This is a genomic window from Bacteroidales bacterium (genome assembly GCA_016709865.1).
Taxonomy (GTDB): Bacteria; Bacteroidota; Bacteroidia; order Bacteroidales; family VadinHA17; genus LD21.
This window is the reverse complement of sequence record JADJLX010000003.1, coordinates 32,993-50,784: the sequence shown is the minus strand read 5'-3', so window position 1 is coordinate 50,784 and position 17,792 is coordinate 32,993. Positions and strand designations below refer to the sequence as shown.

The window sequence follows — 17,792 nt, the reverse complement described above, 5'->3', positions numbered from 1 at the left end:
ACAGAGTTAAGCCTCCACGCCAATAAAGAAAAGCCCGTCTCTCAACGGGCTCTCTTCTTCTTAGCCCCCCTTTAGGGGGGTTGGGGGGCGAAAATCTGGGGCAAAGGTTAGTGTAACAGCGTCACATCCCCCACTTTCTTGAACGGCTCGCCATTACTGTACTTGCCTTCCACATACCATATATATACTCCCTGCGGACAAAGCTTCCCTTTGTAGTAGCCGTTCCATGCATTGTTTATGTTGCGGCTTTCGAAGAGCAGCACTCCAAGCCTGTTGAAGATCTGCAGTTTGTACTTCTGTACTTTCTCCTGTATTGGCGGAAAGAAGAACATATCCATGTTTCCGGAATTGATATTACCCATGTCTCCGTCAATCTCTCCGTCTTTGTTAGGCGTGAAGACTGTAGAGAACCTGATATCTCCGGCCGGCTCAACTGTTACTCCGGGCGACAGGATAAACTTGTCGTAACATCCGTTGTTAGAGTAAGCCGACAAGGTGATGTCAAATACTCCGGGCTCCATATACTTGTGGAACGGTTCTTTCACATGCGAGGTGTCGCCATCACCAAATTCCCATAAGTATGTATTGCCTATTGCCGGGGTACTGAGGTTGAATCCTCTTACTTTCTCATCGTTCACAAAGACAAAGGTTGGTGCAACTTCAAAGTATGCCTTAGGTGATGGATTGACATGTATTGTCTGCAATGTATCATCCTCTCCGCCTGGTCCACGCACTGTAAGTTTTATCACATAGATACCCGGATCGAAGTATGTATACTCCGGATTCTTCGCTGTGGAGATTCCTCCGTCGCCAAACTCCCAGAAGTATGTTGTACCCGGTATTTCGGTATTCTGTGAGGTATTGACCGCGGTGAATGAAACCGGTTCGCAGCCATCAGGGATCTTATCAAAGCTTGCAATAGGTGCCTTAGGTGTTACGCTCACAGTATGCATTACCTTGTCTGAGCACGATCCGTTGGTTACTTCGAGAGTTACATCATAGTCGCCAAGATCTGCGAATGAATGAGACGGGTTTGCAGCTGTTGATGTTGTTCCGTCATCGAAGTTCCACTTGTATGTCCAGTTGCCGGTATTGGTAAGGTTGGTGAATGATACCGGGTTGCCTCCCACTTTGTATACCTGCGAAACCGGACTAGCTGAGAACTGTGCCACAGGTACAGGCATAACCACAATCTTAATAGTTGTATCAGCCGTACAGTTGTAGAACGATGTTGTTGTCAGCTTGACATTGAGATCAAGTGGTGTGGTGCCCGGGTTGGTATACAGGTGTGTTGAGTTGCTTCCTGCATACGCGCTCACTGCATCGCCATAATCCCAGAAGTACTTGCTTGCACCTGATATACCTGTGAAGGTCACTGTCTTGCCGCTGCAGATAGTATCTGTTGTTGCGGTAAAGGTTGCCTTAACTGCAGGGTAAACTGTTACAAGCGAGGTATATGTCTTGATACAGCCGCCCGGTGAACGTACTTTCAGTTTCACATTATAGTAGCTGATAGCTGTCTTGCTGCTGTTTACAAAGGTATGTGAAGGATTGGCCTGGAGTGAGTCGAGCGGCGAACCGTCGTTGAAATCCCACCAGAACTTGGCTATTCCTGTCATATCCTTCGTGTACTTGACTGTCAGCGGTGTGCAGCCGTTATCGATATCCTGGGTGAAATCAGCAGATGGACTGTCAACTATCACTTTAAGGGTATCGGTTGCTGTACAGGTCTTGCTGTCGGTTACCTTGTATATTAAGGTATAGGTACCTGAGATCTGCGAACTGAAGGTAGGCGACTTAACTGTGTAGAGGTTCAGAGGACCTACATCTCCTGTCCAGCGGTGCTGTGTATATGGCAATGTTCCGCCTGAAGGATTTAAAGGATCGTTGTTCAGAACCAATGGTACTCCTCCGCATGCGTTTACATCTGCTGTAAAGTTCACTATCGGGTTCGGATTGACTGTCAGGGTAACTCCGTTTGAGTATACTGTTGTACATGATCCGATGAATGCCAGACGGTACTGATTATTGTTAAGTGTTACCGGTGCATTGAGTACCGAAAGCTGGTTGGTAGCTGCTCCCACATAGGTAACAGCATCGTCAGTTATGTTGGTCCATGTTGCTCCGGCATTGGTACTTACCTGCCACTGCAGATTCATGTAGCCCGATCCGTTCCCGAGGAAGTTTGTGCTTCCGTTTTCGCATATCACCTTAAGTACAGGCTGAAGTGCCACTACAGGCGGATTGGTTACTGACAACCGTCCAAAGTTGGTATTGACTGCTGCGCCGCATGTTCCTTTGGCCTGTGCCCTGAAGATCCAGTTGTTGTATGTTGCAAGTGCGTCAGTTATTGTAAGTGTTGTCTTTGTTGTATCTGACGAAACTGTTGTTGCAAAGCTGAAGTGTGTATCGGCAACAACCGGAACAAATCCTCCTGTTCCTTTATTGACGTACCATGTCCATACAATTCCTGTTCCCAGCGAAGCTGCGTTCATTGTTGTTGTTGCACCCAGACAGATTACCGAGTCTTTAGGATGAACTGTTAACTCAGGTGCAGTATTTACTGTAAGAAGTGCAGAAGCTGATGTTACATCGGGCAGACAACCTGATACCACTACGCGGTATTTGTAGTTGTTCATTGTCCTGTCGGCACTCCAGATCTGAAGTGTTGAGGATGCTATTCCGCTGTAAATTCCGCCTGTTACAGGTGCAAATGTTCCTGTGTTCGGGTCAACTTCCCACTGGTAGCTCAGATCATCTCCGTTTGCTGTTACATCGAAGTTAACCTGACCGAATTCGCAGGTAACTGCAGCAACAGGTGATGTTGCTATCGATGGCAGACGTTTTACCCTTACTGTTACACTACCCACTGTGGTTCCGCATAATCCTGCAGATGTTGCAGTTATTGTTGCGTTACCGAAGAAGGCAGGTGCCCAGTCCATGATTCCTGTTGTCGCATTTATAGTACCTGCTGTTGCCGGTAATACCGAGTACAGAATCGATGTGCTGTTAGTGGCTGTTGCAGTATATGTCTCATCCGGTGCATCCTGACAGACCTCTAATGCTCCTGTTGTGAAGCTGGTCGGTCCGGTTGACGGATTGACTGTTACCACTATGTTTGTCGGAAGTCCTGAACATGAGTTGGCAGTCGGTGTTACAATATATGTAACTGTTCCTGGTGTCAGTCCGGTATTGTAAAGCGTCTGGGCTATTGTTGTGCCGTTTGAAGCAGTTGCTCCGCTTACGCTTCCTGTTACTCCTCCGATTGTCCAGCTGAATGTTGTCCCGGCAACTCCGCTTGCAAGTGCAATATTTGTAGTTGCTGAGTTACATATTGTTGTTACACTTGCTGTTGTTACATCAGGGGTTGGATTGACTGTTATTACAACAGTTACCGGTAATCCCGGACATGAATTAGCTGTCGGTGTAACTATATATTCAACAGTTCCTGCTGTTGTTCCCGGATTGGTGAGGATCTGTGCGATATTTGCACCTCCTGCAGGTGTAGCTCCGGTAATTCCTCCTGTTATTGTACCTATTGTCCAGGTGAATGTAGTACCTGCAACACTGCTGCTAAGAGCAATATTTGTTGATGTTGCACTGCAGATTGTTGTTGGGCCTACAGTTGATACATTAGGTGTAGGATTAACAGCAACAGTGATATTAACAGGTAATCCTGAACATCCGCCTGCTGTAGGTGTAACTGCATAGGTCACTGAGCCCGGAGTTGTTCCCGGATTGATAAGTATCTGTGCAATTGTTGATCCGCTCGAAGCACTTGCTCCTGTTATTCCTCCCGATACTGATCCGACTGTCCATGTGTAGGTAGCTCCTGCAATGTTGCTTGTGAGTGCAATATTGGTTGTGGTAGCGCTACAGATTGTAAGCGGACTGGCCGTTGATACATTTGGTGTCGGATTTACTGTTATTGTAAATGTTTCTGCCGGACCGGTACATGTTACTGAACCGTTGGCAAAATGAGGAGTAACAGTTATCGTTGCAACTACAGGAGTCACTCCGGTATTTACAGCTGTAAATGCTGCAATATTTCCTGAGCCGGCAGCCGCCAGACCAATACTTGGACTGTCATTTGTCCAGTCGTATGTTGTGGTTCCTCCTGTGTTGGATGTGGTAAAGTTAATTGCTGTTGCAGTTGCTCCGTTACATACAACCTGGTTGGCAGGATCGTTCACCTGACCTGTCGGATTCACAGTTATTGTGAAAGTCTGTGCAGGACCGGTACAATTTACTGAACCGTTATTAAAGGTTGGTGTAACTGTTATGGTGGCTACAATAGGTGCCGTACCGGTATTTGTACCTGTAAACGAAGCAATATTTCCAGTGCCGCTCGCCGCAAGCCCCATGCCGGTTGCCGAATTGGTCCATGCATAAGTTGTTGTTCCTCCGGTGTTTACTGTTGCAAAATTAACAGCAGTTACCGGAGCGCCATTGCAAACAACCTGATCGACAGGGTCAGTAACTTGTGCGGTCGGATTCACTATTATTGTGAATGTCTGGGCCGGACCATCACATGTAACCAGACTATTGCTGAAGTGAGGTATAACTGTAATTGTTGCAGTAACCGGTGAAGTACCTGTATTTACAGCAGGGAATGCAGAAATATTTCCGGTACCGGATGCTGCCAGACCAATGCTTGTAAGATCGTTTGTCCATGTATAGGTTGTTGTTCCGCCTGTATTTACTGTTGCGAAATTAACCGGTGCTGTAAACGAACCATTGCAAACAACCTGATCTGCAGGATCGGTAACCTGACCAGTCGGATTCACAGTTATTGTGAATGTCTGATCGGGACCAGCACAAGCCACACCATTTGTAAATGTTGGTGTTACGGTTATTGTCGCTGTAATCGGGGCAGTAGTTGCATTAGTTGCTGCAAATGACGCTATATTACCAATGCCGGAAGCCGCAAGACCAATGCCCGGTGTCGAGTTAGTCCATGTATAGGTTGTTACTCCTCCTGAATTGCCTGTTGTAAATGTAACTGCTATATTATCTGTGTTACATACAACCAGGTTGGCAGGATCGTTCACCTGTGCCGTCGGGTTGACAGTTATTGTGAATGTCTGTGCCGGACCATTGCATGTTACCGAACCATTATCAAAATGAGGAGTCACTACTATCGATGCCACTATTGGTGTGGTACCGGTATTAACAGCATTAAATGATGCTATGTCTCCTGAACCGGAAGCCGCAAGCCCAATACCGCTTGCCGAATTAGTCCAGGTGTAGGTGGTAGTTCCTCCTGTATTTAATGTTCCGAAAGTAACCAGGGTTGTCGGGAAACCGTTACATACAACCTGATCAGCCGGATCATTTACCTGGGCTGTCGGATTGACTGTTATTGTAAAGGTCTCAGCCGGACCGTCACATGTAACCGCACCGTTTAAGAAATGTGGTGTAACTGTTACTGTTGCTACAACTGGCACTGTACCGAGATTGACAGCATTGAATGTAGCAATATTACCAGTACCTAAAGCAGCAAGCCCTATGCCCGGAGCCGAATTCGTCCAGCTATAGGTTGTGCTACCTCCCAGGTTATTGGTGCTGAAGTTGACAGCTGATACCGGGGCACCATTACATACTACCTGATTGGCAGGATCGTTGACCTGACCAGTCGGATTTACAGTTATTGTAAAGGTCTCAGCAGTGCCATCGCATATCGGTGCACCATTATCAAAGTGAGGTGTTACTGTTATTGTTGCTGTAACAGGAGAGGTTCCCAAATTAGCTGCATTAAATGAAGCTATAGGACCTGTTCCTGATGCAGCCAGACCAATAGATGGTGTATTATTCACCCAGGTATAGGTAGTTGTTCCGCCGGTATTATTTGTAGTAAAGTTTATTGCTGTTACCGGTAGTCCGTTGCAAACAACCTGGTTAGCCGGATCGTTCACCTGTCCTTTTGGATTGACAGTTATTGTAAATGTCTGTGGTGTTCCATCGCAGGTAACCGAGTTATTCGTATAATGAGGTGTAACCTCTATCGTTGCCACAACAGGAGCAGTACTTGCATTTGTTGCAGTAAAGAATGGAATGCTTCCTGTTCCGCTTGCTGCCAGACCGATTGATGGCAGATCGTTGGTCCATGAATATGTAGTGGATCCACCCGTATTCAGTGTTCCAAAGAGGACAGTAGCAGTCGAAGAACCGCTGCAGACTACCTGGTTAGCCGGATCGTTGACCTGACCTGCCGGATTTACTGTTATTGTGAATGTCTGGGCCGGACCAGTGCAGCTGACAGCTCCGTTTGTAAATGTTGGAGTTACTGTTATTGTTGCAGTTACAGGTGCCGTTCCGGCATTTACTGCTGCAAACGAGGCTATATCTCCAGATCCTAGTGCTGCCAATCCGATTGTAGCATTATCATTGGTCCAGTCGTAGGTTGTTGTCCCGCCAGTGTTGAGTGTTCCAAAGACCACTGTAGTTGTCATATCACCGGCACAAACTGTTTCATTAGCCGGATCATTAACCTGTGCAGTCGGATTGACTGTTATTGTGAATGTCTGTACAGGACCATTACATGTAACAGAACCGTTAGTAAAGTGCGGAGTAACTGTTATTGTCGCAACGACAGGAGCTGAAGTAATATTGGAAGCCGTGAAGGCTGCAATATCTCCTGTCCCGGAAGCCGCAAGCCCGATACCGGTCGCCGAATTGGTCCAGCTATAGGTTGTAGTTCCACCTGAGTTCCCGGTTGTGAAAGTAACAAGGTTTGTTGTCTGCCCGTTACATAGTGCCTGATCAAGAGGATCTGCAACGTTTCCTGAAGGATTGACTGTTATTGTAAAAGTCTCAGCCGGACCATCGCATGTTACTGCTCCGTTTGTATAATGTGGTGTTACCGTAATGTTCGCAACTATCGGAGCCAGGGTTGCATTTGTTGCTGTAAAGGCAGCAATGTTTCCTGTTGTTCCTGCCCCAAGACCAATAGCCAGATTGTCGTTAACCCATGAGTATGTGGTTGTTCCGCCTGTATTTGTTGTACTGAACGAAACAGGTGTTGAAAGTGAACCATTGCATACTACCTGGTTTGCAGGATCATTAACCTGTCCTGTCGGATTTACTGTTATTGTAAAGGTCTGTGAAGGACCTGTGCAGGCTACCGAACCATTATCAAACGACGGGGTAACTGTAATAGTTGCAATTACAGGTGAGGTCCCAAGGTTAACTGCATTGAATGATGCAATATTTCCCGAACCGCTTGCAGCCAGACCTATTGCTGAAGCATTATTTGTCCAGTTATAGGTAACTGTTCCGCCAAGATTATTGGTGGTGAATGTAACCGCTGTTGTCGGCAGTCCGTTGCATACTACCTGGTTGACAGGATCATTTACATGGGCAGTCGGATTGACTGTTATTGTAAAGGTCTGAACCGGACCATCGCATGTTACCGAGCCGTTTGTGAAATGAGGCGTAACAGTTATTGTTGCCACCACAGGCGACACACCCGTGTTAGTCGCTGTAAATACTGGAATATTACCTGTTCCGGTAGCGGCCAGATTTATCGTGGTATTGTCATTTGCCCAGGAATATGTGGTTGTGCCTCCTGAATTTGCTGTAGTGAAGGCAACGGCTGTGGTATTTGAACCATTGCATACTACCTGGTCAACAGGATCATTAACCTGACCCGACGGATTTACAGTTATTGTAAAGCTCTGTGAAGGACCGGTACATGTTACCGAACCATTGTCAAAGGTCGGGGTGACAATTATAGTAGCAACTTCGGGAGATGTCCCTGTATTGATGCCGTTAAAACTTACTATGTTACCCGTTCCGCTTGCCGCGAGACCGATAGTGGTATTGTCATTAACCCAGTTGAATGTTGTTGTTCCTCCTGTGTTTACTGTTACGAAATTAACAGCAGCAACAGGAAGTCCGTTACATACAACCTGATTAACCGGGTCGTTAACCTGTGCAGTCGGATTAACAGTAATTGTAAATGTCTGATCAGGACCGTCACAAATTACTGAACCATTTGAGAAATGAGGAGTCACAGTAATCGTTCCGACAAGAGGTGTTGTTCCTGCATTTGTTGCAGAGAATGCCGTAATATTACCTGATCCGGATGCCGCAAGCCCGATGCCGGGAGCCGAATTCACCCATGTATAGGTTGTCGTTCCTCCTGTGTTTGTTGTACCAAAGAGCACAGTTGTAGTTGATGAGCCCTTACATACTACCTGATCAGCAGGGTCATTTACCTGTCCTGTCGGATTTACAGTTATTGTAAAGGTTTGTGCCGGACCATCGCAAACCGGGGCACCGTTATCAAAGTGCGGAGTTACAGTTATAGTTGCCACAACTGGTGTGCCTGCATTATTGCAGTAAAGGAGCAATATCACCTGTGCCGCGCCCAAGCCCCATGCCCGCTGTTGAGTTCGTCCAGGTATAAGTTGTTGTCCCTCCTGTATTGTTTGTAGTGAAGGTCACAAGTGTGGTAAGATCTCCGTTACATACAACCTGATCGGCAGGATCATTAACCTGACCTGTTGGATTTACTGTTATTGTAAATGTCTGAACCGGACCATCGCATGTTACTGAACCGTTTTCAAAGTGCGGTGTAACAGTTATGGTCGCTATAACAGGTGCTGTAGTGATATTGGATGCTGTAAAGGCCGCAATATCTCCTGTGCCGGACGCCGCAAGCCCGATGCTCGTAGCTGAATTAGTCCAGCTGTATGTTGTGGTACCTCCTGTGTTCAGTGTACCAAATGCAACCGCTGTTGTTGTTCCGCCGTTGCAGACAACCTGATTGGCCGGATCATTAACCTGACCTGTCGGATTTACTGTTATTGTAAATGTCTGTGTAGGTCCTACGCAATCAACACCACCATTCTTAAATGTTGGTGTAACAACTATAGTCGCAACAACAGGAGCTGTAGTAGCATTAAGTGCTGTGAATGAAGCTATATTACCAGAGCCGGATGCCGCAAGCCCGATGCCGGGTGCCGAATTGGTCCAGGCATAAGTAGTAGTTGTACCTCCGGTATTTACAGTTCCAAAAGTTACTGCTGCCACTGGTGCATTATTACATACAACCTGATCGGCAGGGTCGTTGACCTGACCTGTCGGATTAACAGTAATTGTGAAGGTCTGTGCAGGACCGGAACAGTTTACTGAACCGTTTGCAAATGTTGGCGTTACTGTGATTGTTGCAACCACAGGTGATGTACCTGTATTAACTGCATTAAAGGATGCAATATCACCTGTACCTGAAGCTGCAAGTCCTATAGATGCCAGGTTCTGAGTTTGTCCAGGCATAGGTTGTAGTACCAATGGTGTTAAGTGTGGCAAATGTAACTGGTGCCACTGCACCACCGTTGTATACCACCTGATTGGCTGGATCATTAACCTGAGCTGTCGGGTTGACAGTTATGGTAAAGATCTGAGCTGGTCCGTCGCATGTTACTGAACCATTAGTAAAATGAGGGTAACTGTGATATTGGCCGTTACCGGAGCTGTTGTTGCATTAGAAGCTGTGAAGAAAGGTATATCGCCGCTGCCGCTTGCTCCAAGACCTATACTTACCAGGTCATTGGTCCATGTATAATTTGTGGTTCCGCCGCTGACAATTGTTGCAAATGTAACAGTTGCTGTCGATGCTCCGTTGCAAACTACCTGGTCAGCCGGATCAGTTACCTGTGCTGTCGGATTTACAGTTATTGTGAAAGTCTGTACGGGTCCGTCACAGACAGGCAAACCATTATCAAAATGAGGGGTTACCGTTATTGTAGCTACAACAGGTGAATTCCCTGCGTTGACAGCTACAAACGGAGCAATATTCCCGGTGCCGGACGCCGGTAGCCCGATGCCGGGTACCGAGTTAGTCCAGGTGTATGTTGTGGTTCCTCCAGTTTTGTTTGTTGTGAAGTTCACAGCAGCAGTATTGAAAGTATTACATACTACCTGATCGGCAGGATCATTAACCTGTGCAGTCGGATTGACAGTAATTGTGAAGTTCTGAGGTGTTCCTGTGCATGTTAGAGCACCATTGGTATAATGAGGCGTTACAGCAATTGTGGCAACAACCGGCGAATTTCCGGTATTAACTGCTGCAAAGGCTGCTATATTACCTGTGCCGGAAGCTGCAAGCCCGATACCGGGTATTGTATTAGTCCAGCTGTAAGTTGTAGCTCCGTCAAGATTGGTTGTGGTAAATGTTACAGGAGCGGTATTAGATCCGTTGCATAATACCTGATCAGCAGGATCATCAACTTTACCTGAAGGATTAACCGTAATTGTGAATGTCTCTGAAGGTCCAACACAAGAGACTGCTCCATTGGTATATGTTGGTGTTACAGTTATTGTTGCAGTTACCTGTGATGTACCTGTATTTATCGCATTAAACGAAGCTATATTCCCCGAGCCGGTAGCTGCGAGCCCTATGCCGGGAAGATTGTTCGTCCAGTCATATGTTGTTGCTCCACCAGTGTTATTTGTTGTAAAGATCACCGTAGTTATCGGTGCTCCGTTGCAAACAAGCTGATTGGCTGGATCGTTGACCTGACCGGTTGGATTCACTGTTATTGTGAATGTCTGTGCAGGACCGTCACATGTTACTGAAGCATTTGCAAAGTGAGGTGTAACAGTTATTGTCGCAACAACCGGTGCAGTACCTGCATTAACAGCTGTAAACGCAGCTATATCACCTGTACCGGATGCCGCTAACCCGATGCCGCTAGCCGAATTAGTCCAGGTATAAGTGGTTGTACCAACTGTATTTACTGTAGCAAAAGCAACAGGAGCAGTAAGTCCATTATTGCAGACTACCTGGTTTGCTGGATCTGTTACCTGAGCCGTCGGATTGACAGTAATAGTGAATGTCTGGTCAGGACCAACACACGATACACTTCCATTTGCAAATGTCGGTGTAACAGTAATTGTTGCTACAACTGGTGCCGTTGTGGCATTAGTAGCTGTAAACGATGTTATATTCCCGGTGCCGCTAGCCGCAAGCCCGATGCCGGGAACCGAATTCGTCCATGAATATGTTGTTGATCCTCCTGAATTATTAGTAGTAAATATAACAGCCGGTGTAGCAGCTCCGTTACATAAAACCATATCGGACGGATCGTTTGCCTGTCCCGACGGGTTAACAACTACAACAACATTCTGTGGATTTCCGGTACAGCCGGCAGCAGTTGTTGTGTACACATAAGTTACACTAATTGGTGCAGTTGTGGTATTTGTCAGAACCTCGCTGACATTTCCTGCTCCTGCAGAACCGGTTCCTCCATTAATTCCGAGAATTCCTGCTCTTGTCCATGCAAATGTTGCTCCACCTGTTGCACTGGTTGCAGTATAATCAAATGATGTGCCACTGCAGATTGCAGGAGGTGTTAATGAACTGCTGAGAACAGGTTTTGGATTTACAGTCACAGGTATTCCGGTATGGAATGTTGTACATGCACCGTTTGTCTCAACAACAGATACTGTTCCCGAGAAATTTATCGGGAATGTAACATCAACTGCAGACTGATTATCTGGTACAGTGGTAATAAATGCTCCCGGAGGCAGACTCCATGCATAAGTTGAACCCGCTGTAAATGAAACACTATAGTTATTCAGTGTAGAACCTTCGCAAACTGATACTGGTCCTGAAACAACTTCTCCGATTTTTGCCGTAGTAACGACAACAGGGAATTCAACAGGGATACCTGTACAGAATGTTGGTCCGGGCAATGTTTCAGTTACTGTTATCTTTGCCCCCGGTGCTGTTGGTCCGGTAGCATCAACAATAATAAAGTAGAGCCCTGCAGGAGAAGTTACTGTAAGACCGGCCGGAACCGTCCATACATATGTAGAACCTGCTGTTCGCGGCAAGCTTACCTGATATACTTTATTTGTGGCATTTGTACATAAAACTGCATCACCTGTAATTGGTGATGTTACAGGAAGAGGATAGATGCCGATAGTGATCATATTTGTATAAACCTCTGCTGCACAAGATGCATCTTTAGCTTTCCTTACAAACATTGTAGGGTTTGTAAGAATGCCCGGGTCATAACCTGAACCTGTGGCCAATGGAATAAGTGTCCAGTTTATATCGCCAGGCACTGCTGTTAGTGTTTCTGTATAATACCAGCTATATGTTATTACTCCGTCTCCACCTGATGCCAGTATTGCATTGGAGATAGCCGGGGCATCAGTATTATAACAAATTGAAGTATTTCCGGTAATTGCACCGGCAACTATTGGAGGACGGACTGTGATAACAACATTCTCCGCATTTCCATAACAGGTTCCTCCGATAGTTGGAACCACTACATAAGTTACTGTTAAGTTTCCGGTTGAACCATTAGTCCAGGTATCAAGCGATATATAGTTTGATGGCTTTCCTGTGCCCGGTGCAACATTAGTGCCTCCTGGTGTGAGTCCTGCCTGCGGAGTAATAGATATTATGTCAAATCCGTCTGCCAGTGCCAGTACGTCAGAAAGGATAACTCCAATAGCAACATTATTGCAAACTGTTGCATCAAGATTACTCAAATCGGGTTCGGGACTAATCGTAACAGTTACATTCTCCTGATCACCGATACAGCCTAAGTTAATTCTTGGTATCACTGCATATGTAACAGTAAGGGCTCCGGCAGTAACATTTATCCATTTATCATTTACTATTGCATTTGAAAGCTGCCCTGCTCCTGTTGAAGCATTGCCAGCAACAGGTGTTAATCCTGCCTGAGGAGTAATAGATACTATCTCAAATCTGTTGGCAAGTCCGTGTACATCTGTAAGTGTGACACCTGTTATAACATCGCTGCAGATTGTTGTGACCGGCGTAACCAGGTCCGGTTCAGGACTGATTGTGATTACAACATTCTCCTGATCGCCTATACAACCTGCCGCTATCCTTGGTATTATTGCATAAGTGACTGTCAGAGATCCAGCTGTCTTGTTGGTCCACTTATCATTTAATATGGCATTGGATGCCTGACCTGCTCCCGTTACTGCATTACCTGCAGTGGTGACAAGACCTGCCTGTGGAGTGATCGATACTATATTAAAACTATTGGCCAGTGAATGTACATCTGTTAACGTAACTCCTGTCGATGCATCACTGCAAACTGTCGTATTCAGATTATTAAGATCCGGCTCCGGCGTGACGGTTACCACAACGTTCTCTGCATCACCTATACATCCTCCGTTAAGCCTTGGTATTATTACATAGGTAACTGTCTGGTTGATCGCTGTCTTATTAGTCCAGGTATCATTTACTATAGCGCTGGAAAGCCTAAGTGTTCCTACTGTGGAGTTGGTTCCGCCTGCTACAATACCACCTGTTGGTGTAATTGATACTATCTCAAACCTGTCGGCAAGTCCATGAACATCCGAGAGGGTGATCCCTGTTACAGCATCGCTGCATACCGTCGAACTCAAAGGATTGAGATCCGGCTCAGGATTAACAGTTATCACTACATTCTCCTGGTCGCCTATACAACCTCCGCCTACTCTTGGTATTATAGCATATGTAACTGTCAATGAACCTGCTGTCTTGTTGGTCCACTTGTCACTTGCTATCGCACTTGATAGCTTCCCTGCTCCCACAGTAGCATTGCCTGCTGTGGTTACAAGGCCTGCCTGTGGCGTTATTGATACTATCTCAAAACTATTGGCAAGTCCATGTACATCTGTAAGGGTTACTCCTGTTGAGGCATCACTGCATACAGTTGTATTTAGGTTATTCAGATCAGGCTCCGGACTGATTGTAACAACTACATTCTCCTGGTCCCCGATACAGCCTCCGTTGATTCTTGGTATGATCGCATAGGTTACTGTCAGTGATCCTGCTGTCTTGTTGGTCCACTTATCATTTACTATGGCTGATGATAACTGCAATGCGCCTGTTGTCGCATTTCCTGCCGTGGTCACAAGGCCTGCCTGCGGGGTGATTGATACTATCTCAAACCTGTTCGCTAGTCCATGAACATCCGATAAGGTAACTCCCGTTGATGCATCGCTGCATACTGTTGTATTAAGATTATTCAGATCAGGTTCCGGGGTGACTGTTACTACAACATTCTCTGCATCGCCTATACAGCCGCCGTTAATCCTGGTATTATTACATAGGTTACTGTCTGGTTGATTGCTGTCTTATTGGTCCAGGTATCATTCACTATAGCATTCGACAACTTCAGAGGCCCGACTGTTGCATTGGTCCCTCCTGCTGTTATCCCGCCTGTGGGTGTAATTGATACTATCTCAAACCTGTTCGCTAGTCCATGAACATCCGAAAGGGTGATCCCTGTTATGGCATCACTGCATACTGTCGAACTCAAAGGATTAAGATCCGGTTCAGGATTAACTGTTACAACTACGTTCTCCTGGTCGCCTATACAGCCTAAGTTTACTCTCGGTATTATTGCATAGGTTACTGTGAGGGCTCCGGCCGTCTTATTCGTCCATGTATCATTTACTATGGCACTTGATAACTTCAGTGCACCGACTGTTGCATTGGATCCTCCTGCCACAAGCCCTGCCTGTGGAGTAATGGATACTATCTCAAATCTGCTTGCAAGTCCGTGTACATCTGATAGGGTTATCCCTGTAACAGCATCACTGCATACTGTGGAAGTCAATAAGTTAAGGTCCGGTTCAGGACTGATTGTGATTACAACATTCTCCTGATCGCCTATACAACCTGCCGCTATCCTTGGTATTATTGCATAAGTGACTGTCAGAGATCCCGCTGTCTTGTTGGTCCACTTATCATTTAATATGGCATTGGCTGCCTGACCTGCTCCCGTTACTGCATTACCTGCAGTGGTGACAAGACCTGCCTGTGGAGTGATCGATACTATATTAAAACTATTGGCCAGTGAATGTACATCTGTTAACGTAACTCCTGTCGATGCATCACTGCAAACTGTCGTATTCAGATTATTAAGATCCGGCTCCGGCGTCACGGTTACCACAACGTTCTCTGCATCACCTATACATCCTCCGTTAAGCCTTGGTATTATTACATAGGTAACTGTCTGGTTGATCGCTGTCTTATTAGTCCAGGTATCATTTACTATAGCGCTGGAAAGCCTGAGTGTTCCTACTGTGGAGTTGGTTCCGCCTGCTACAATACCACCTGTTGGTGTAATTGATACTATCTCAAACCTGTCGGCAAGTCCATGAACATCCGAAAGGGTGATCCCTGTTACGGCATCGCTGCATACCGTCGAACTCAAAGGATTGAGATCCGGCTCAGGATTAACAGTTATCACTACATTCTCCTGGTCGCCTATACAACCTCCGCCTACTCTTGGTATTATAGCATATGTAACTGTCAATGAACCTGCTGTCTTGTTGGTCCACTTGTCACTTGCTATCGCACTTGATAGCTTCCCTGCTCCCACAGTAGCATTGCCTGCTGTGGTTACAAGGCCTGCCTGTGGCGTTATTGATACTATCTCAAAACTATTGGCAAGTCCATGTACATCTGTAAGGGTTACTCCTGTTGAGGCATCACTGCATACAGTTGTATTTAGGTTATTCAGATCAGGCTCCGGACTGATTGTAACAACTACATTCTCCTGGTCCCCGATACAGCCTCCGTTGATTCTTGGTATGATCGCATAGGTTACTGTCAGTGATCCTGCTGTCTTGTTGGTCCACTTATCATTTACTATGGCTGATGATAACTGCAATGCGCCTGTTGTCGCATTTCCTGCCGTGGTCACAAGGCCTGCCTGCGGGGTGATTGATACTATCTCAAACCTGTTCGCTAGTCCATGAACATCCGATAACGTTACTCCTGTGGATGCATCGCTGCATACAGTTGTATTAAGATTATTCAGATCAGGTTCCGGGGTGACTGTTACTACAACATTCTCTGCATCGCCTATACAGCCGCCGTTAATCCTTGGTATTATTACATAGGTTACTGTCTGGTTGATTGCTGTCTTATTGGTCCAGGTATCATTCACTATAGCATTCGACAACTTCAGAGGCCCGACTGTTGCATTGGTCCCTCCTGCTGTTATCCCGCCTGTTGGTGTAATTGATACTATCTCAAACCTGTTCGCTAGTCCATGAACATCCGAAAGGGTGATCCCTGTTATGGCATCACTGCATACTGTCGAACTCAAAGATTAAGATCCGGTTCAGGATTAACTGTTACAACTACGTTCTCCTGGTCGCCTATACAGCCTAAGTTTACTCTCGGTATTATTGCATAGGTAACAGTAAGGGCTCCTGCCGTCTTGTTTGTCCATGTATCATTTACTATGGCACTTGATAACTTCAGTGTACCGACTGTTGCATTGGATCCTCCTGCCACAAGACCTGCCTGTGGAGTAATGGATACTATCTCAAATCTGCTTGCAAGTCCGTGTACATCTGATAGGGTTATCCCTGTAACGGCATCACTGCACACTGTGGAAGTCAATAAGTTAAGGTCCGGTTCAGGACTGATTGTGATTACAACATTCTCCTGATCGCCTATACAACCTGCCGCTATCCTTGGTATTATTGCATAAGTGACTGTCAGAGATCCAGCTGTCTTGTTGGTCCACTTATCATTTAATATGGCATTGGCTGCCTGACCTGCTCCCGTTACTGCATTACCTGCAGTGGTGACTAGACCTGCCTGCGGTGTGATCGATACTATATTAAAACTATTGGCCAGTGAGTGTACATCTGTTAACGTAACTCCTGTCGATGCATCACTGCAAACTGTCGTATTCAGATTATTAAGATCCGGCTCCGGAGTCACGGTTAAAGTAACATTTTCAGAAGCACCGGTACAACCCTGGGTACTTACAGGAATAACTGCATATACTACATTTACGCTGGCAGCAGTTTTGTTAGTATATGCATCATTAACAATCTCATTTGATGCAAAACCGGTACCAGTAACCGGGGCTCCTGCAGATTCAGTAAGCCCGTTCTTTGTAATAGTAGGAATATTAAATGTTATACCGGAACAGTACGCCCCGGAATTTGTAATTGAAAGTGTAATGGCTGAAGCAACATCGCTGCATACAGTATTTGTAAGAGGTGAAAGATCCGGGATATCATTGACATCGAATGTATGAACAGGCGCCATAGATGGTCCGGTTCCGCAACCATTGGCTGCTGCTACAGTAACCGTATAGGTATTTGGAAGAAGTCCGGTAAGATCTATTGCAACCTGACTGACTGCAGTAGTATTATTGTTTACACCTGCAACCCATGAATAATCCCAGATATATGAAGAAGCTGTTGCAACATCTGAAACATTTAGATTCAATGTCCCGTTTAAACAGATATCAACAGGACCAGATGTAAATGTGGGAGCTGTGGCCGGAGCACCCGGATTAATCGTAACATCATAATTCGCAGTAGTAACAGAACAGGTTGTGGCAACAATTGTTTCTACCACTTTTACCCATCCTGCTCCGGCTGCACCCCAGGTAACAGTAATAGAATTTGTTCCGGCTCCAGCTGTAATTGCACCTCCTGAAATTGACCATACATATGATCTTCCGGCTGCCGGTGTTACTGAATAAACTTCTCCTATAACATTGGCACAAACATCAGTATTTCCGGTAATAACAGGCGTTGGAAGAGGGTTAACCGTAAGACTAATTGCCTGTGTTGCAGCACATCCATTTGCATTGGTAATTGTCATTGTTCCTAAGTAGGTAGCTGCTGCAGTTCCTGCCGGTACTGCTATGTTTGGTACGTTCCCTCCACCACCTACGAATGCATAAGCTGTACTTCCCTGATCGGCAAGGGTTGCCCAGTTTATACTATATGAGGTCGGACTATTGGTTGTTGCAGTGTAAGGCATAGTTGTTGTT

5 protein-coding genes are annotated in these 17,792 nt (G+C 45.9%); all 5 read right to left on the bottom strand.

The genetic code is table 11. From position 1 onward, the window contains the following. Positions 1-107 precede the first annotated feature (107 nt). The 5 genes from IPJ16_05985 to IPJ16_05965 all read right to left on the bottom strand — a co-directional run bounded on the left by IPJ16_05985 (position 108) and on the right by IPJ16_05965 (position 17,782). A complete protein-coding gene (locus IPJ16_05985) occupies positions 108-8,318 on the bottom strand; it encodes a gliding motility-associated C-terminal domain-containing protein (protein MBK7626738.1) in 8,211 nt (2,736 codons plus the stop codon). A 16-nt stretch (positions 8,319-8,334) separates the two neighbouring features. Continuing rightward, positions 8,335-9,279 carry a hypothetical protein gene (locus tag IPJ16_05980; GenBank protein MBK7626737.1) on the bottom strand — a complete coding sequence of 315 codons (945 nt, stop codon included), beginning with the start codon at positions 9,277-9,279 and terminating at the stop codon, positions 8,335-8,337. Between the two features lie 144 nt (positions 9,280-9,423). After that, a complete protein-coding gene (locus tag IPJ16_05975; GenBank protein ID MBK7626736.1) occupies positions 9,424-13,890 on the bottom strand; it encodes a hypothetical protein in 4,467 nt (1,488 codons plus the stop codon). A gap of 161 nt (positions 13,891-14,051) precedes the next feature. Next, on the bottom strand, positions 14,052-16,097 hold the full coding sequence (locus tag IPJ16_05970) for a hypothetical protein (protein MBK7626735.1): 2,046 nt from the start codon (positions 16,095-16,097) through the stop codon (positions 14,052-14,054). Next, positions 16,094-17,782 (bottom strand): hypothetical protein, encoded by a 1,689-nt coding sequence (locus IPJ16_05965; GenBank protein MBK7626734.1) that lies wholly within the window; start codon positions 17,780-17,782, stop codon positions 16,094-16,096. The genes IPJ16_05970 and IPJ16_05965 overlap by 4 nt, the downstream gene beginning before the upstream one ends. Positions 17,783-17,792: the final 10 nt, after the last annotated feature.